Here is an 18,150-nt window from a genome sequence, read left to right on the forward strand (position 1 = left end):
TATAAGCTAATCATCATCTCCAAATATAGAGCTAATTTTTTTGCCCCCAGGAGAAAATTTATTAGTCCAACTGCTTTGCACTTTGGTTACGTCTTTAGTGGCAGTTTTATTGCTGTATTCCTTGATTTCCTTATCTATTCTCTCCATCATTTGTGAATCAAGGTAGCTCTTTTTCCATTGGTCAGTAGCAAGGAACACTTTGTTTAAGTCTTGAGTGCGGATTAAGTATTCTTTATCTTTAGGGTAAACCTCCTGCGCCCAAGCAAATAGCTCAAAATAGCGTGCAAATAATTCAGATGCACGTGATTTTGCAGTTTGATAAGCCTGTATCTCCTTAAATATAACTTGGCCGATAATTTTCTGCACAAGAATATTTGCTTGCTTTAGGTTCTGCTCAATATCCTGGTAAACTTTATGGAGGAATTCCTGCTCCAAATTTAAGTTCAGTTCATTTTCAACCATGTGTGAAAGTTCATGCACTATAATGTATGGGTTTGACTTCCTCAGTACAATAACATATCTATTTACACTGGAAGACCTGATTGTCTTACACACTCCCTCTTCCATATCCACTAATCCCTCTTGGTATATCTCAAACGAAAGCCTATTTTGCTTTATTAGTGACAAAGTGAGGTTTAATGTGTTTCTAAACTTCTCAAATTGATAGAGATATTCGACATACCGTATTGCATTTTCACTGCTTCCTACTTGAGTTGCTTGTTTTATTAAATTCCTGATTAGCATACCTTATTATTAAAGGAATTTTTTTTATACTCAAGAATTGATTGGCTACAAAGTGTTTTTAGGAAGCCTGATTGCATAGCTAAAGTAATTCATGTTTACTGATAACCGTCATACCGCTGCTTGTCAGCGGGATCTATGGTGAGATACCGCGAATGAATCCATAGCTGTACGAACATTCATTTTTGAAGGTAAATTGCACAGCAAATGGTGTCATTCCAGTGCTCTTTTTTTGTCATCCCAGTCTGGGATCTATTTTGCATGTAACTCCAATTGTGTTTTGGCATAAAACGCGACACGTATTAAACTTATTTGCAAGCAAAGCTTGCTAGATCCAAGTAGTCAGGGCACTGGAATGACACCATAGGGGCACTGCCGTCATAAAGGAACCAGTGTCAGCTACTTGGATGACAGCTAGCCTAACAACCGTCATCCCGCTGCTTGTTAGCGGGATCTAGAGATACCGCGGGGTTGTAAAGTAATTTTTTACATCTAATGCTCGGCCAGTGCCTGCATGATACCACGTATTATCTATACCAAGGTGTTCTGCTTGTAGATATTATACCAACAATCCACTATTTTTTTTATGTCTTGTGGTTTAGTTTCTGGACCTATACTGATTCTAATTGAACACTCTGCTTGCTCTTTTGTTGCCCCCATTGCAAGCAAAACATGGGAAGGCTCAACTTTTCCAGAAGAACATGCGGAGCCATTACTAACTGCAATATAATTCAAGTCAAAATGCATGAGCTGCACATCACTCTTTACTCCTGGCATATAAATAAAACTTGTGTTTGGCAGCCTCTTAGAGTTTTTACCGAAGATTCTTATGTCACTGGCAAGATTTAATAATTCACACTCTAATTGATCGCGTAGCTCCTTTACTTCATCCATTTTTGATAAAAGATCTGGAATATTTTGCAGTGCAGCAGAAAGGCCTGCAATTGCAACAATATTTTCCGTACCACCACGAAATCCCTTCTCTTGTCCACCACCTATTATAATAGGTTCTATCGCAAGTTCTTTATTGAATATTAAAACTCCACTGCCTGCTACACCGCCAAATTTATGGGCGGATAAAGTGAGTAAATCCACTCCTAAATCTTCCATATTAACTTTAATTTTCCCAACACTTTGAGCAGTGTCAGTGTGGCAAATTGCTCCAAACTTGTGTACTATTTTAGCTATTTCCTCAATAGGTTGAATAACTCCGGTTTCGTTATTTGCCATCATAACTGAAACTATTGCTTTGTTTCCTTTAAGTTCGCTTAGAATTTTTTCTAGCTCTAAAAAGTCAACAATGCCCTCCTGATTAACAGGTATTATATATGGATTACATGCAGAATTAAGAATTGAAGGATGCTCTATAGCTGAAATTATATGCAGGTAGCCTGCTATTCCTCTCATAACAAGGTTATTCGCTTCAGTTGCACCAGACGTAAAAACTATTTCTTTATCACTTGAAACGCCAATAGCACCACGTACGTTATCTCTTGCATCCTGAAGAATCTTCCTTGCTTCTTGTCCTCTCTTATGTAGTGATGATGGATTGAGCGTTTGTTTTGACAAGACCTCAAATATACTTTTTTTTACATTTTCACTAATTGGAGCAGTTGCATTGTAATCAGCATATACGCAACCACTATTTTCTAAAGAGAATGGATTCATCTGTCACTTAAATAAGTTTACCATCAACTATAGCCATAACTATGTACGTTAGCTTTAACACGATAAAAAATTTATTGCAAAAACAGCGAAATTAATACATAATTAATAACTCACGTCATCAATACCTGTCAAGCGGGTTCTTATTAGGAGTTACCATGGTTGAAGTTTTTTTAAATAATGCAACAAGAAAGATAGAAGGTGAATACCACCAAAGCAAAGATGCCAACGCGCCGGTTGTGCTGGTTTTACATCATCATCCTCAATATGGTGGTAATATGGATAGTAAAATTGTACATAGTACATATACGTCTTTTATCGATAACAATTTTTCTGCATTGAAAATTAACTTTCGTGGTGTGGGAAAATCTACCGGAACTTTTGATAAGGGTATAGGAGAATTAACTGACGCTGCGGTAGCCATTGATTGGCTTCAGGAACATAATCCTAGCAATGTTCCAATTTGGATCGCTGGTTTTTCTTTTGGAGCATGGGTGGCTATGCAGCTAACAATGCGCCGCCCTGAGATAGTGGGTTTTATTGCTCTTTCTCTTCCGGTAACTAAGTACGATTTTTCTTTTCTTTCTCCCTGTCCAGTTTCTGGGCTTATAATACAAAGCAGTAATGATACAATCTCAGAAGAAAGCGATGTAACAGAATTAGCAAAAAGGTTGATAAATTCAGTAAGAAGTGATCACATGAAATACCATATAATAGATGATACTAATCACTTTCTAAAGGATAAAGAAGAGGAAGTGACTCAAATCGTGGACAATTATATAAAACTGCGCTTGAATAGTGCAACTATTTCTTTTCAAAAGGTCAAAAAAGAGGTAAGGGTAAAAGAATATGCCTAATCTTTACAAATAAGAGAAATGAGTGTAGTAATATAAATAAAAGGGTTTTGTTATGTTTAAAAAGCTATTATTTTTTGTTTTAGCTGTGTTTATGTTATCGGGGTGTTTCCTAAGTAAACAGCGTAAGTTAAAAAGTCCATGTATAAAAAGCAATGAAAGCATTTCATGCGAGTTATACTCTGTTAATGATCATTGGTTAGATAAGTATAGGGCATAGAAATTGTGCTATTTTTCCTATTCACAACTTCACTAATGATCGATCTTTCAATTGGAAAATGCAGTCTGCCTTTTCTGCAAGGAGATGATTGTGTGTTACTATAAGCATAGAGCTGTTATTTTCCTTTACGTATGAATGTAGCAGTAAAAACACCTTAAAAGAATTTGTTGGATCTAAATTTCCTGTTGGCTCATCTGCAAGTAAAAGCTTTGGAGAATTTACAATGCTTCTTGCAATTGCAACTCTCTGCCTTTCCCCACCTGAAACTTCAGATATCATACTACTTGCTTTGTTTTCCAGACCAAATTTTTCCAATGTTGCTTGCGAATTTTTTTTTGCTTCAGCTTTGCTTTTTCCTGCAATGAGTTGAGGAAGCATAATATTTTCCAACACCGATAACTCTTGTAACAAATAGTGAAATTGATAAACAAAACTAAGAAAATTTCTTCTTACATGAGTTTTATGCTTATTACTGGCTTGTGTGCAATTTATTCCATCTATCGTAACTATACCTGAAGTTGGCTTGTCCAACAAGCCTGCGATTTGCAATATAGTTGTTTTCCCTGCACCTGAATCGCCAATCAGCGCTACTACTTGCCCTCTTGTGACACTTAAGTTGATATCCTTTACAACAGCAGAATTGTTCTTGAAGCTTTTATCTACGGAAGTTAGTTCTAGTGCTACATTACCACCCATGTTTAAAAGATCCAGAAGGCATCTAAGTTTTAGTAATAATTAAACCGAAAAACTGTTACCACAACCACATTGAGACTTAGCAAAGGCATTCTTTATTTGAAAACCAGAACCACTGAGATCCTCAGTATAATCTATAACTGAGTTATTTAAAAATTTTGCTGAACAATTATCAACCATTAATACAGGATTGCCATTTTCATCATTAATTACTATATCTTTACCTTTTTCGCTAAAACTGGAGTGGCTTCTATAGTCCTCGCTTTCTTCATAATCATCATCTTCATCTTCGTCATCAAACTCATCATCGTAATCATCGTCTTCATCATCCAAAGATAGATTTTTATTCGTTTGATCCATAAGAAAATTGTATTTGAAGCCAGAACATCCACCACCTGAAACTGCAACCCGTAAAATGGAACTCTTATCCCCTTCCTGCTCTGCAAGAGAGTGGATTTTTTTTAGTGCATTATCAGTTAAGTTGATGTTGTAATTTGTTGACATAGTAACCACCGTTTATTATTGATAACTTATTATAGTAGAAATTTTACATGTCAAACAATAATTTTCTATTAAATTATGCATGTTTTCCAAGCAAAACAAAAGGGAGATACTTCAAAGAGCCAGAAGATGAGAATCGCAGCTGCTTTCAGCGTGATAGGGACCGTATCATTCACTCTAATGCGTTTAGAAAATTGGAGTACAAAACACAAGTTTTTATCAATTATGAGCACGACTACTATCGCACTCGGCTTACTCATAGCCTTGAAGTTGCACAAATTGCAAGGTCCATTGCGCGTAGACTTGGCTTAAATGAGGATATCACTGAATGCATAGCGCTCGCACATGATCTTGGTCATCCTCCATTTGGTCATGCAGGTGAAGATGCTCTAAAGAAATCAGTTCAAGATTTGAATCTTGATAACGAGAAGTATGAGTTTGATCATAATGTTCAAGCTATAAGGATTTTAACTTACCTCGAACAAAAACATGCTGATTTTGATGGTATGAATCTAAGTTGGGAGGTGATTGAAGGAGTTGCAAAACATAACGGTCCCTTGCTTGGTCAAAACGCGGAGTCTTCTACAAGTAATCAGCTGTTATTAGAATACAACAAAAAATATGATCTAAAACTTGAAGAATTTTCAAGCATTGAAGCGCAAGTTGCTTCAATTGCCGATGATATTGCTTACAGTGTTCACGATCTTGATGATGCACTCAGGGCGAATTTAGTAACCATCGAAGATTTGCTGAATGTTTCTTTAATTGAAAAAATGTTTAAAGACATAAGGAGCAGATATTCAGAATTGCCTCAGAGCAAACTCATACATGAATCACTGAGTGGAACTATAGGAACTATGATAAGTGATGTTGTTTCTCAGACTGAAAGAAATATTGAAGATCACAAAATAAAAAGCGTAGAAGACGTAAGAAGTCTAAATAAAATGCTAGTCACATTTTCACCAGAAGTTGCGAATGCTACAAAAGAAATGAAAAGATTCAACATGGAGAAAATATACAGAAGCTATAAACTGAGTAGAACGATGAACAAAGCAAAACGCATAATACAGGAACTCTTTCAATGTTTTTATGAAAACCCAGGATTACTTCCCACAGAGTGGAGCAAACTCGCTTGTGAATCTCAGCGTTCAGTAATAATATGTGACTATATCTCAGGTATGACAGATAGATTTGCTATACACGAGCACAGAAGAATTTTTGATACCTCATACGAAATGACTTCTTTCTAATGACTGATGATCATTTCATGTCAATTGCATTAAGGCTTGCAGAAAAAAATCTTGGAAATGTTGCACCAAATCCTGCTGTCGGGTGTGTTATTGTAAAAGATGGTACAATTGTTAGTGAGGGATATACAGGGATTGGTGGGCGTCCGCATGCGGAGGTAGTCGCTTTGCAAAACGCTAAAGATTCAACTCATGGCGCAACTATATATATCACTCTTGAGCCATGTTGTCATCACAGAGTCACGGGGCCTTGCACTGCAAAAATCATAAAAGCTGGCATAAAAAGAGTAGTAATTGCAACTATTGACCCAGATAGTAGAGTTTCAGGTGGAGGCATTAAAGCTCTGAAAGAAGCAGGAATTGAAGTTGAGCAAGGTATTATGCAAAAAGAAGCAGAAGAACTGAATGTCGGTTTTTTCACCACTAAAGAATTACATAGACCATTTATAGCTTGCAAAATCGCAACAACTCTTGACGGAAAAATCGCAACATTTACAGGCGATAGCAAATGGATAACAAGTGAAAATACGAGAAACTGGGTGCATGAGCTCAGAACAAAATATGATGCAATTATGATTGGCAGCAATACTCTTATTAATGATGATCCACTCTTAACTTGCAGATTACCAGGACTCGGAAGTAGATCGCCAATAAGGCTAATTATAGATAGTCAAGAGAGATTAAAGGAAGAGCATAACATTGCAAAGACTGCAGACAAAGTAATAACTTGGGTCATCACAAATAAAGAAGTAAAAGAAAAAAGAAAAAATATTAACCACTTGAAAGTCAATTCAAACGATGCAGGCAAAGCCTGCCTAAAGGACATGGCATCAAAACTTGTTTCAGAAATTGGTATAACAAGATTATTAGTTGAAGGTGGAGGAGTGTTAATCACAGAACTATTAAAGTGTAATTTAATCAACAGGTTGATAATATGCCGCAGTGGTAAAATTTTAGGCAATGATGCCACTCCTTTTGTAGGAGATTTAGGGATTCAATTCATTAACAACTGTTATCAGTTTAAAAAAACAAAGATAATAGAGTTTAGTGAGGATATAGTTGAGGTTTGGGATAGGTCGTCATAATCCTTACATACTCAAACAGTAAAAAAAAGGTATCCGTTCAGCGGAGCGGTAAAATAAAAAGTAGACAAGGAGTGCTAAAAACATAATATCACAAGTAGTATGTGTGGTAAATATGTCTAATCTACTAGCTAGTCTTCTCAAGCTCTGTGAAAGCTTTAAAATAGAGATAGAGCAACTAAAAGCAGAGATAAAGAGGTTAGAGATAGAAAACGAAAATTTTAGATCTGAGAATAAGGCGCTAAGAATCGAAAATGCTGAATTGAAAGAAAGACTAGGTCTGAATTCACAAAATTCATCGATACCGAGCTCAAAAGAGTTATACAAGCTAAAGAAGAAAAAGAAAAAAAGTGACAGGAAAATAGGGGCACAGATTGGGCATGAAGGAAAGTATCGCCCTAAAATGGAAGCAGATGAAGTGGTGAAAATAGAGTTCTTGCGAGTGCGGAGGAGAAATTGCGATATCGAAAGAGCCATACATTCATCAAAAAGTTGATTTGCCAGAAATTAAGCCTTATGTTGTGGAATACCAATGGCCGCTGTTGCAAGTGTGGAAAAAGAAAAAGTAGCAGGCTACCAGAAGGTGTTACTGCGGATACATTTGGTCCAAAAGTTAAGTCAACAATTGCGGCGCTGAGCGGATTTTACAAGAACTCGAAAAGAGAAGTAGCAAATATTATAAAAAATATTTTCAACCTGGACATCAGTGTTGGTAGCGTGTCAAATAGCGAGGCTAGAGTTGCAGAAAAATGCCAAGAAGCATATGAGCAAATCGAGCAAGAAGTAAGTAAAAGTGAAGTTCTGCATATCGATGAAACGAGCCATTATAACAAAGGTAAACTTGGTTGGTGCTGGATGTTTGCCAGTAATACAGCAAGTTTTATAAAATTGACAGAGTCAAGAGGAATGAAGGTTTTACAAAATAGTAAGTTCTGCAATCGCAATAGCTTACGACAGGTACGCAGCATACAACTACTTTGCCGATAAGAACAGGCAAATCTGTTGGGCACATTTATCAAGAGATTTTGAAAGATTAGCACATAGTTGAAGTTAAAGTTCTGGGCTGTTATAGCTCTTTTCATAGAAGTCCGGATGTGATAAGGATAGATAATGATAAGGAGGTTGAATGCCAGCAGCATATAGTTATGATTTAAGAAAAAAAGCAATGGAGGCGCTAGACGAAGGAGAAAGCAGAGAAGCAGTGGCAGCAAGATTTAAGATTGGACGAACTACTTTATGGGAGTGGCAGCACTGTAGGCTTGACCATAAATTATGTTAAGATAGAAAATGACTATTTTAGATAGAGCTTGATGTAATGCAGTGCGATACAAAATAACGGTAGAATATAATGGTAGTAATTTCTCTGGTTGGCAAAAACAGCAACACTCTGCTAACTCAATCCAGGAGAAGATAGAAAATGCTATATTTAATTTTAGTGGTGAGAAAGTTATAGCTCTTTCGATAAAAGTCCGGATGTGATAGGATAAGGATAGATGATGATAAGGAGGTTGAATGCCAGCAGCATATAGTTATGATTTAAGAAAAAAAGCAATGGAAGCGCTAGACGAAGGAGAAAGCAGAGAAACAGTGGCAGCAAGATTTAAGATTGGACGAACTACTTTATGGGAGTGGCAGCAAAGAAGAAAAGAAACAGGAGACTTTCAATCAAAAAAACTTGGAAATGGGGGTTACAATCACAAAATTACCGACTGGGATACCTTTGCCAAATTTGCCAGAGAACACGGAGGAAAGACTCTATCGGAAATGGCTAAACTTTGGAACAACGTTAGTATCCAAACGATCTATCGAGCCCTTAAAAAAATTGGATTTACGCGCAAAAAAAGACATATGGATACAAGGAAAGAAACGAAGAAAAACGTGCTGAATTTTTGAAAATTATAGCGACAAAAGAACCTAAAAACTTAGTGTATATAGATGAGTCTGGCATTGATAACACCGAAGACTACCCCTACGGATATTGCCAGAAAGGACGGCGGTTTTATGCCTTAAAATCTGGAAAGAAAACTCAACGAATCAGTATGGTTGCAGCCTTAAGTGGAAGAAAGATAGTTGTTCCGTTAACCTTTGAAGGCCACTGTAATATGGATGTTTTTAATGGATGGTTTGAGCAATTTTTGACACCGATCTTGGAACCTGGACAGACTGTCATTCTTGACAATGCTACTTTTCATAAGTCTGATAAGATTATCGAGCTTGCTAAAGGGGTTGGTGCAGAAATTTTGTATCTGCCGCCTTATTCTCCAGATTTCAACAAAATTGAGCATCATTGGTTTGCTATAAAAAACAGAGCCAGGAAAAACATTCCTCTATTCGAATCCTTTCTTCGTGCTGTTGATTCTGCCTTCCTATGACCTGTTTGGACTATTATGAGAAATGCTATACTTAAGAAACGTAGCCACTGAATTATTTGCACTAAAAAAGGCCTTGCTAAAAAATGAGATAGATGTTTTTAGATTTACCAGACGTGCCAGAAAATTGCGAAAACGTACAAGGTATTACTTGAAGCCGTTTACCTGAAGCAATTGGAGCTTCTCGAGTTGCAAAAAATATTTTGAAATCTGAAAGAATAATGTGGAATTTTTTAGATGACCCAGAAAACATTCCGCTGACAAACAAACATGCTGAACAGCAGATACGGCATTATGTCGTTTATCGCAAAAATTCATATTTTACCCAATCGAAGCGGGGAAATGCATTCCTTGAACGGATAATTTCATTATACTTGACATGGAAACAAAGGGGTCTCAATCCTTTCCAAAACCTCTTATCTATCATCTCTCACACCGCTTAGCTGAACGGATACAACCCAAGAAAGGTTTTTCTACGTCATACCGCCGCGGTATCTCAGCATAGATTCCGCTAACGAGTAGCGGAATGACGAATTTGTTGTTTTTCAAATTGTAGGTAAACCTAAGCCACTTTAGCTATATAGGGTCACAACAATGGATTTTTAAGATCGTTTACTGCCTTCTTAATATCTTCAGCCTTGAATATCGCCGATCCCGCAACTAAAATATCTGCACCTGCTTTTATTATATCAGCTGCGTTAAAAAAGTTAATTCCACCATCCACTGAAATTTGTGTTTTAAGATTACGCTCCTGTATCATTTTTTTTATAGTAGATATCTTGTTCAACTGTGAATGAATAAATTCCTGCCCTCCAAAGCCAGGGTTGACTGTCATAATCAGCACAATATCTAGCTCATGTATTATATATTCAAGCACACTTGGGGAAGTTGAAGGAACAATTGAGACTCCAGTTTGAATCGGTTTTTTTGCATCGTTTACATTTTTGTATGACTTTATCTTTCTTATCAACCTCTCAAGGTGTATCTCTGCTTCTGCATGTACAGTGATAATATCAGCACCAGCATTTATAAAGCTTTCAATGTGGTTACCAGGAGATTTGACCATTAAATGCACATCAAAAGGAAGATTGCTATATTTACGTATTGCAGAAACAACGCTAGGACCAATTGTAATATTTGGAACGAAATTCCCATCCATAACGTCTATGTGTATGTAATCCACACCTAAATCGCTAATTTTTCTTACTTCTTCCCCTAATTTTGCAAAATCTGCTGAAAGTATAGAAGGTGCAATTTTAATACTCATGAGCTGCCTTTTTTGCTAAAAAATAACTTATTTTCAAAACTCTGTCACCCTAAGCACCATCTGAGTAGCTAGAGACCGATATCGGTATGCCTATTTAACTAGATCTTAAATTAGATAAAAAAAGGTAGTCTTGATAAAACTTATTTACAGCAAGTTTTTTTACATTTGGACTTTCTGTTTGTTCTTTTTTGTACCCTAATTTATAGCTTATTGAATCCTTGTATAAACTGATCGTTTTGTATGCTTTGTTCATCTCTCTAGGAAAGATGCCGTTAGCAATTACGACGCATAACCCTGTAGCTGTTGCAAAAGCTAGAGTGGTAAATGCTAGATTTTGTAAAAAATTCCTTCCACTAACTTTTTTTTCCTGTATATTAGCAGAGTGCGATTTGTTTGACACTTCTTCTAGATATTCATGCCATATGTGATTGCAGTTCGTACATTTTACCTTTCTTCCAGACGCGCCAATTTGCTTAGGAGATACTAAGTAAGTTTTAGTACAACTATTACATTGTATTTTCATAGCACTTACATATAAAGTAGTAACAAGCTCAAGTGATACAGAGCTACAAATTTAATATCAATATATATATAACAAATGGAAGGTTTGCAACTAAAAAAAACACAGAGTGAGATAGAAAATATTTGGAAAAATAGAGAAAAATTTAATGACTGTAATCTAAAGAAAACAGCAAGAATAGCAATTAAAGAGGTAATTGAGCTCCTTGATAGTGGCAAAATTAGAGTAGCAGAAAAGCTATCAAGTGGAGAATGGGTAGTACATAAGTGGATAAAGCAAGCAATATTATTACATTTTCTCACTGAAGAAAGCAAAATAATAGACAATACCAATTGCTGGTTTGATAAGATCGGTAACAAGTTTAGTGAATGGAATGAGGAGAAATTTCGCCGGTTAAAAATTAGAGCAGTTCCTGGGTGTTTTGTTCGCCGATCTGCTTATATAGGTACAAATGTTGTTCTAATGCCAAGTTTTATCAACGTTGGTGCATATGTTGATTCAGGAACAATGATAGATACCTGGTCAACGATTGGTAGCTGTGCGCAAATAGGAAAAAACTGTCATATTTCCGGTGGAGTGGGAATAGGTGGAGTTCTTGAGCCTATTCAAGCTTCACCTGTCATTATAGAAGATAATTGCTTTATTGGAGCACGTAGCGAAGTGGCCGAGGGTGTGGTAGTGAGAGAAGGATCAGTCCTTGGCATAGGCGTGTTTATTGGGGCATCAACAAAGATTATTGATAGAGAAACTAGCAAGGTATTTTACGGCGAAGTGCCACCTTATTCTGTAGTGGTACCAGGGTCTATTCCATCTAAAAATAATATTTCAACCTATTGTGCAGTCATAGTAAAAAAAGTGGATGAAAAGACGAGATCGAAAATCTCTATAAATGAAATATTGAGGGATTAAACTATCTTACTCCTTGTCGTCACTTTTTTTATCATTATTACTAACCACAGTAATGGCATACGCGCATAACTCTGAGAAAGAGACTCCATTTTCTTGAGATAGTTTATATAATTTTTGTAGACTTTCTTTTACTTTATTAGGAATATTCCCTCCACGTTCTTTTACAAGCCAGGAATCTTGATGATGAATTGGATGAGCATCACTTTTTGGATTTCCTATGTATATTGCAAAAGGTGAACTTTGTCCTTTGAAGTCACATTGTACAGTAAATTTTTTTATAGATTCAGCCATCTAAAGACCTCTACTTTTCTTTTTGGTCGATTTTATAGCAGGTGGAAGAGGTGGTTTCTTTATAAAATCTTGTCTATTGACAACACTTTCTCTACCTTCCAAAGCTCGGCGAACATCAGCTCTGCTTAATTGCGACTCTTTTGCTACCTTCATTCCATGCTTTGCCATAATATTAGCACATGCTAGTACTTTTTTTACCAATTCTAGATCACCATTTAGCATTTGAACTAGCACTTGAAACACTTCCGCTAAAGTTAGCCCATCAGCATTTATAACCTTGTTTTCTATAAAATTGACAGCTTCTTCAAATTTGTATTCAATACTATCATCTTGAGGTATAAGGGCAACATAATCGGTGTTTTTGTCGTCCATAACTGAAGCACTATTACTCACAAACTTAAGTTTATACTATATATATAAATACTCTACTATTTTATATTATGGCACGCTATAGTTAAACATTTATTAATAACATGCTCACTTATATACACGAATTAATTGACAAAAGTCAAGGATCAATATCCATCAGTGATTTCATGAATGCCGTTTTGTACCATGAAAAATACGGCTATTATACAAGTAAATTACCGCTTGGTAAGGATGGTGATTTTACTACCGCACCTGAGATCAGCCAATTATTTGGTGAAGTAATTGCAGTTTGGATAATGCATACATGGGAAAAATTAGGAAAGCCATCAAAATTTTCTCTAGTTGAACTTGGGCCAGGCAAAGGAACACTCATTCACGATATAATAAGAGTCACTAAAAAGTACAGCAGCTTTTTTAATTCAATGTTGATCCACTTAGTTGAAATAAGCCCTACTTTACGGAAGATACAAAAGGAAAAATTAAAAAGCTTAGATGTTAATTGGCACAAAAATATTGACAACCTACCAGAACAACCAACCATTTTTTTAGCAAATGAGTTCTTTGACGCTCTTCCGATAGATCAGTTTGTATATCATGATGAGGGGTGGTATGAAAATATGGTGACAAAACAAGATGATGGCAGTCTCTTGGTGTCATGCCAGTGCGTGACACTGGAATCCAGAAAAAAAGAATCATGGATTCCAGTGTCAGCTACTCAGATGACAAATGGAAAATTTTTTAATGGTGCAGTGGTGGAAATATGTTCAGTTGGGGTTGAAATATTAAAAAAACTTGAGAAGAAGATATATAATAATAAAGGAGCTGCTTTGATTGTAGATTACGGTTATGTATACCCCGCATATAAGAGCACTTTGCAATCGATAAAACAACATAAGTATGCTAATTTTCTTGAGAATGTTGGTAATAGTGATATTACCGCACTTGTAAACTTTCAAGCATTAAAAGATTCATTAAAACACGTAGATTGCGAGATTTTAACTCAAAGAGAATTTTTATATCTTTTTGGCATAAAAGAAAGAACCCTGGCTTTAATGAAAAGCGCAAGTGATGAACAAAAGAATAGGATCTTTAGTGAATTCTTAAGGTTGACTGAAAATATGGGCACTCTTTTTAAAGCAATGCTATTGATATAGCTAACCCAAGAAAGGTTTCCCTACATCATACCGCCGCAGCGCTAACGAGTAGCGGAATGACGAATTTGTTGTTTTTCAAATTGTAAGTAAACCTAAGCCACTTTAGCTATAGCATAGCTAAAGTAATTTATGTTATTGGGTAAGTTAAAAATATGATATAAATAAGATAGGAGGGAGCTACTCACTATAGGAATAGAGTTGTGCACGACCCACAACTGTACGAACATTTGTTTGCGAAGAAATGTTATAGCTGGTTTTGCCTCAAACACAAAGATGTCATACGAGTAGCTGACTACTTGGATCCAGCCTTTCCATCCAAGACGGCAGTGCCCAGACACTGGAATAACAGCAGTCCTACGTCATACCGCGATTCATTCGCGGTATCTCTAGATCCCGCTAATACCAATTCCCGCTATACAAAGAACAGATAGAGAATAATGGGAAAAAAAGTCATACTAAAGTAAGTGAAATAGCGAGGTATGAATGGCATTAAGGTCAAAACTATTAGACGAAAGAGTTGTAAATTTAGCGAAAGAAATGTTAAAAAAGGTAAGAAATAACGCATATGTTTCAAAAAAGTTACAAGCGGTGATAGCAGGAAAAGAAAGTAGTATAAGCGCTGTGGCAAGAATATGTAAAATTTCAAGGACTGCTTTGACTGAATGGATAAAGCATCTAAAATTTGGTAGAGTAGAAAAATTATTTGCCCCGTTTCAGCGGCGAAGAAAAAGCAAATTAAACAAAAATCAACGTGAGCAAATTGAAATATGGGTAGAAAGAAATCCAAATATTACTATTAAGGAAGTACAAATAAAAATCTCAGAGGAATTTGGCCTAAACATCAGCAAATCAACAGTGCACCGTGAGATACAAAGGATGAAATTTTCTTACATAACACCGAGGCCAATGCACCATAAACAAGATAAAAACAAGCAAGAAGAGTTTAAAAGATACTTCAATAAAATAGTCAATTTCCACCCTAAAAGGGAGGTGTTTTTTTTGATGAATCACGATTTGGGACTCATTCAAAAATCGGACACGGATGGTTTAAAAAAGGGGTCAGAACGCAGGTTAAAATGAAAATTGGTAGACAGAATTTCTATATCTACAGTGCGGTAAATCCAAGAAGTGGTAGGAAAATTAGCCTACTTGCTCCATATGTAAACACTGATTGTATGAATATATTTCTGGAGCAGATGTCGAAAGATTTAGGCACGAAAGAAGCCTTTCTTGTAATGGATTGTGCAAGTTGGCATAGATCAAAAAGTTTGAAAATTCAGGAAAACATTACCATCATATACTTGCCTCCTTATTCACCGGAACTGAATCCTGTTGAAAGGTTGTGGCAATATATCAAATACAATACTTTACGCAATAGTATCTACGATACTATTGGTTTACTTGAAGATGTTTTGTGTAATTTTATTGTCAATATTTCCAGCACTACTATTAAACGAGTTTGTAATGTTTCTTATTTGTTCGGTCAGTAATGGATTTTGGTATAACAAGCAGCGGGATGACGGTTGTCTCCTAGCTGTCATCCCAGTACTGGTAGACTCAAATCACAATGCTCGTATAGCTGCAACCCTGGAGGTACTGTTTCTCACCCACTGGAGATATTGCACGGTACTATCTACTTGATCATCGTGTCGAGTTTCAGGAAACATTAAAATCTCATACTCAAAATCGTTCAGCCATACTGCTTGATGTGGCAGAAAAACCTTGCCAGACTCTATAATCGGAACAATTTGATGAAATCGAGTGAGCTTACCATCATGTGGCACTATTTCAATAATCGGTAAATCACTGTTTGTCTTTAGCTCTTGCACCAATTGTTGACCACTTGTTTTTGCTTCGATTAAAATTGCGTGTGGCGTCCATCTTGCAGCTAGTGACAAAACCTGTTCTTTAAGCTTTGGATACTCAAGCTTTGCGCGATATACGTCGAGTAAATAGAATTTATTATCTATTTTTGCCCAGGTGGTGCAGACACTAAAGTTGCTCATGTTACTTGTTGAAACCGCAGTATCCCAACTTTGTGTTATATGCGAGAGATTATCAGGAAATTTTTTATAGCGTTTCAACCACTCTGGTTTAATTATACCACTTGAAAGCGGCAGAGGGTTTTGTTGATATTGAGCAGCAAAAGCGTAACTCCCAAGTTCAGCTTTTATAGCTCTTTCGATAAAAGTCCGGATGTGATAGGATAAGGATAGATGATGATAAGGAGGTTGAATGCCAGCAGCATATAGTTATGATTTAAGAAAAAAAGCAATGGAAGCGCTAGACGAAGGAGAAAGCAGAGAAACAGTGGCAGCAAGATTTAAGATTGGACGAACTACTTTATGGGAGTGGCAGCAAAGAAGAAAAGAAACAGGAGACTTTCAATCAAAAAAACTTGGAAATGGGGGTTACAATCACAAAATTACCGACTGGGATACCTTTGCCAAATTTGCCAGAGAACACGGAGGAAAGACTCTATCGGAAATGGCTAAACTTTGGAACAACGTTAGTATCCAAACGATCTATCGAGCCCTTAAAAAAATTGGATTTACGCGCAAAAAAAGACATATGGATACAAGGAAAGAAACGAAGAAAAACGTGCTGAATTTTTGAAAATTATAGCGACAAAAGAACCTAAAAACTTAGTGTATATAGATGAGTCTGGCATTGATAACACCGAAGACTACCCCTACGGATATTGCCAGAAAGGACAGCGGTTTTATGCCTTAAAATCTGGAAAGAAAACTCAACGAATCAGTATGGTTGCAGCCTTAAGTGGAAGAAAGATAGTTGTTCCGTTAACCTTTGAAGGCCACTGTAATATGGATGTTTTTAATGGATGGTTTGAGCAATTTTTGACACCGATCTTGGAACCTGGACAGACTGTCATTCTTGACAATGCTACTTTTCATAAGTCTGATAAGATTATCGAGCTTGCTAAAGGGGTTGGTGCAGAAATTTTGTATCTGCCGCCTTATTCTCCAGATTTCAACAAAATTGAGCATCATTGGTTTGCTATAAAAAACAGAGCCAGGAAAAACATTCCTCTATTCGAATCCTTTCTTCGTGCTGTTGATTCTGCCTTCCTATGACCTGTTTGGACTATTATGAGAAATGCTATATTATCTCAACTTCTTCTTTTCCTCCATCGAGGGGATATAACAACTGACCTTCTTCTCTTGAATATAATATCCTTACAGGTGACGCTGGTTTATTATATAATCGCCTGGTCGCACAGTGCTGAGCTACTCGGATGATAGGAACGGGAGGTATTGGCTTTTTGATTGAATAAATAACCTGCTTATTTTCAGAAATCATTGGCAAACAAATATGATGCCATATGTTTTTTGGCTTGGAGAGAAGGTGTCCAGTTAAGTCCTCCTGGTGTAGCCTGTGCATTACAAGAACGATGACTCCTTTTTTTCTATCGTTCAGCCTGGTTACTAAAGTCTGATCAAACCAGTTTGTGGCACGCTTTCTAAGCGTTTCACTCAAAGCTTGAGCAGAACTGAGCGGATCGTCCACAATGATAAAATCACCACCTTCACCAGTTAGTGTTCCACCAACTGATGTTGCGATTCTGTATCCTCTCTGCACTGTTTGAAATTTATATTTGGTATTCTGGTCTTTGGATAGTTCTATCTCTGGAAATAGCGCTCTATACCAACTAGACTGCATCACGCACCTGGTGTCGAGCGAGTGCTTTTCGCTGAGCCGCTGAGAATAACTTGCAACTATTATTCTCGCAGTTGGTTGGTTTCCCAGTATCCATGCGGGCCACGCAACGCTTATGCACATGGACTTCATCGAGCGCGGAGGCATATTGAATATTATTCGTTTCACTTCACCAGCGCTCGCTGCTTCCAGCCTGTCTGCTATGACTTTTATATACTGATAATCGTTATACTCACACCCCGGCACTACCGTTTGAAAGCACAGTTCAATGAATTTTAGAAAGTTCATGATATAATGTTGAAACCAACGCGTGACGCTGGGATGACAAAAAAAGGAGCACTGGAATGACACCCTACTTAACCGTCATACCGCGATTCATTCGCGGTATCTCTTAACATAGATCCCGCTAACACGTAGCGGGATGACGGTTGTTGTTTAGCTATAAATATTAAGAAATTTACCAAATGAAAAAAAAGGCAAAAGAAACCCTGGGGTTATTATCCGCTTTAAAATATTGGCGTTTTTTATGTTTTAAACGCTTGACAAGCGAGATTCAGCCGCTTTTAATTGCAACTAACCTACGCTGCAAA

At 36.8% G+C, this 18,150-nt stretch carries 16 protein-coding genes and 6 pseudogenes; 12 read left to right on the top strand and 10 right to left on the bottom strand.

The features are described 5' to 3' along the window. Positions 1-6: 6 nt before the first annotated feature. Together OOL03_RS04560 and OOL03_RS04565 are read right to left on the bottom strand one after the other, a co-directional pair. A complete protein-coding gene (locus OOL03_RS04560; protein WP_182319399.1) occupies positions 7-744 on the bottom strand; it encodes a WD_0702 family putative metalloprotease in 738 nt (245 codons plus the stop codon). 528 nt (positions 745-1,272) lie between these two features. Beyond that, a complete protein-coding gene (locus tag OOL03_RS04565) occupies positions 1,273-2,409 on the bottom strand; it encodes a cysteine desulfurase family protein (protein WP_253302983.1) in 1,137 nt (378 codons plus the stop codon). Between the two features lie 155 nt (positions 2,410-2,564). Here OOL03_RS04565 and OOL03_RS04570 point away from each other — a divergent pair, with 155 nt between their 5' ends. Further along, positions 2,565-3,263 carry an alpha/beta hydrolase gene (locus OOL03_RS04570; protein WP_151808056.1) on the top strand — a complete coding sequence of 233 codons (699 nt, stop codon included), beginning with the start codon at positions 2,565-2,567 and terminating at the stop codon, positions 3,261-3,263. Between the two features lie 238 nt (positions 3,264-3,501). Here OOL03_RS04570 and OOL03_RS04575 read toward each other — a convergent pair whose 3' ends face one another. Both OOL03_RS04575 and OOL03_RS04580 read right to left on the bottom strand, forming a co-directional pair. Next, complete coding sequence (locus OOL03_RS04575; protein WP_264707113.1) at positions 3,502-4,176, bottom strand: ABC transporter ATP-binding protein; 675 nt, start codon at positions 4,174-4,176, stop codon at positions 3,502-3,504. Positions 4,177-4,215: 39 nt separating this feature from the next. After that, the gene (locus OOL03_RS04580; RefSeq protein WP_264707114.1) at positions 4,216-4,677 is read right to left on the bottom strand and encodes a HesB/IscA family protein; all 462 of its coding nucleotides are present in this window, start codon (positions 4,675-4,677) and stop codon (positions 4,216-4,218) included. A gap of 47 nt (positions 4,678-4,724) precedes the next feature. Here OOL03_RS04580 and OOL03_RS04585 point away from each other — a divergent pair, with 47 nt between their 5' ends. The 7 genes and pseudogenes from OOL03_RS04585 to OOL03_RS04615 form a co-directional block, all read left to right on the top strand. Further along, positions 4,725-5,924 (top strand): deoxyguanosinetriphosphate triphosphohydrolase, encoded by a 1,200-nt coding sequence (locus OOL03_RS04585; RefSeq protein ID WP_264707115.1) that lies wholly within the window; start codon positions 4,725-4,727, stop codon positions 5,922-5,924. After that, positions 5,924-7,006, top strand: coding sequence for a bifunctional diaminohydroxyphosphoribosylaminopyrimidine deaminase/5-amino-6-(5-phosphoribosylamino)uracil reductase RibD (gene ribD / locus OOL03_RS04590; protein WP_264707116.1), 1,083 nt, complete (start codon positions 5,924-5,926; stop codon positions 7,004-7,006). Before OOL03_RS04585 ends, ribD begins: the two co-directional genes overlap by 1 nt. A gap of 112 nt (positions 7,007-7,118) precedes the next feature. Continuing rightward, positions 7,119-8,073: pseudogene (locus OOL03_RS04595) on the top strand (IS66 family transposase); the annotation flags it as partial. A 56-nt stretch (positions 8,074-8,129) separates the two neighbouring features. Next, positions 8,130-8,252: pseudogene (locus tag OOL03_RS04600) on the top strand (IS630 transposase-related protein); the annotation flags it as partial. A 71-nt stretch (positions 8,253-8,323) separates the two neighbouring features. Then, a pseudogene (locus tag OOL03_RS04605) lies at positions 8,324-8,440 on the top strand (tRNA pseudouridine(38-40) synthase TruA); the annotation flags it as partial. A 75-nt stretch (positions 8,441-8,515) separates the two neighbouring features. Next, a protein-coding gene (locus OOL03_RS04610; protein WP_264707019.1) for an IS630 family transposase occupies positions 8,516-9,375 on the top strand; the annotation gives its coding sequence in 2 pieces (ribosomal slippage) (positions 8,516-8,840 and positions 8,840-9,375; 861 coding nt in all). Between the two features lie 28 nt (positions 9,376-9,403). Continuing rightward, positions 9,404-9,815: pseudogene (locus tag OOL03_RS04615) on the top strand (IS66 family transposase); the annotation flags it as partial. A gap of 143 nt (positions 9,816-9,958) precedes the next feature. On the opposite strand, the gene rpe reads toward OOL03_RS04615, so the two are convergent. After that, positions 9,959-10,639 carry a ribulose-phosphate 3-epimerase gene (rpe, locus tag OOL03_RS04620; RefSeq protein WP_264707117.1) on the bottom strand — a complete coding sequence of 227 codons (681 nt, stop codon included), beginning with the start codon at positions 10,637-10,639 and terminating at the stop codon, positions 9,959-9,961. 94 nt (positions 10,640-10,733) lie between these two features. Further along, entirely contained in the window at positions 10,734-11,162 is a 429-nt protein-coding gene (locus OOL03_RS04625) for a zinc-ribbon domain-containing protein (RefSeq protein ID WP_010962781.1), read from the bottom strand. A gap of 75 nt (positions 11,163-11,237) precedes the next feature. Here OOL03_RS04625 and dapD point away from each other — a divergent pair, with 75 nt between their 5' ends. Then, positions 11,238-12,068, top strand: coding sequence for a 2,3,4,5-tetrahydropyridine-2,6-dicarboxylate N-succinyltransferase (dapD, locus tag OOL03_RS04630; RefSeq protein WP_264373994.1), 831 nt, complete (start codon positions 11,238-11,240; stop codon positions 12,066-12,068). A gap of 6 nt (positions 12,069-12,074) precedes the next feature. Here the strand turns inward: dapD and OOL03_RS04635 are convergent, their stop codons facing one another. Both OOL03_RS04635 and OOL03_RS04640 read right to left on the bottom strand, forming a co-directional pair. Next, the gene (locus tag OOL03_RS04635) at positions 12,075-12,359 is read right to left on the bottom strand and encodes a DUF2610 domain-containing protein (RefSeq protein ID WP_010962783.1); all 285 of its coding nucleotides are present in this window, start codon (positions 12,357-12,359) and stop codon (positions 12,075-12,077) included. After that, on the bottom strand, positions 12,360-12,731 hold the full coding sequence (locus OOL03_RS04640) for a hypothetical protein (protein WP_022626336.1): 372 nt from the start codon (positions 12,729-12,731) through the stop codon (positions 12,360-12,362). A gap of 101 nt (positions 12,732-12,832) precedes the next feature. Here OOL03_RS04640 and OOL03_RS04645 point away from each other — a divergent pair, with 101 nt between their 5' ends. Beyond that, positions 12,833-13,882, top strand: a complete 1,050-nt coding sequence (locus OOL03_RS04645) for a class I SAM-dependent methyltransferase (protein ID WP_182320464.1) — start codon at positions 12,833-12,835, stop codon at positions 13,880-13,882. 483 nt (positions 13,883-14,365) lie between these two features. Next, positions 14,366-15,372 (top strand): IS630 family transposase gene (locus OOL03_RS04650; protein ID WP_264707118.1). Its coding sequence is split into 2 segments (ribosomal slippage): positions 14,366-14,872 and positions 14,875-15,372, totalling 1,005 coding nucleotides; the frame shifts between segments, so codons are not numbered across the junction. A gap of 72 nt (positions 15,373-15,444) precedes the next feature. On the opposite strand, the pseudogene terL reads toward OOL03_RS04650, so the two are convergent. Further along, positions 15,445-16,056, bottom strand: a pseudogene (gene terL, locus OOL03_RS04655) (phage terminase large subunit); the annotation flags it as partial. 61 nt (positions 16,057-16,117) lie between these two features. On the opposite strand from terL, the gene OOL03_RS04660 reads away from it, so the two are divergent. Further along, a protein-coding gene (locus OOL03_RS04660) for an IS630 family transposase (protein WP_264707034.1) occupies positions 16,118-16,977 on the top strand; the annotation gives its coding sequence in 2 pieces (ribosomal slippage) (positions 16,118-16,442 and positions 16,442-16,977; 861 coding nt in all). Positions 16,978-17,005: 28 nt separating this feature from the next. On the opposite strand, the pseudogene OOL03_RS04665 reads toward OOL03_RS04660, so the two are convergent. Beyond that, positions 17,006-17,848: pseudogene (locus OOL03_RS04665) on the bottom strand (phage terminase large subunit); the annotation flags it as partial. Positions 17,849-18,150 lie beyond the last annotated feature (302 nt).

It is taken from the genome of Wolbachia endosymbiont (group A) of Acrocera orbiculus, from assembly GCF_947250015.1.
Lineage (GTDB): Bacteria > Pseudomonadota > Alphaproteobacteria > Rickettsiales > Anaplasmataceae > Wolbachia > Wolbachia pipientis.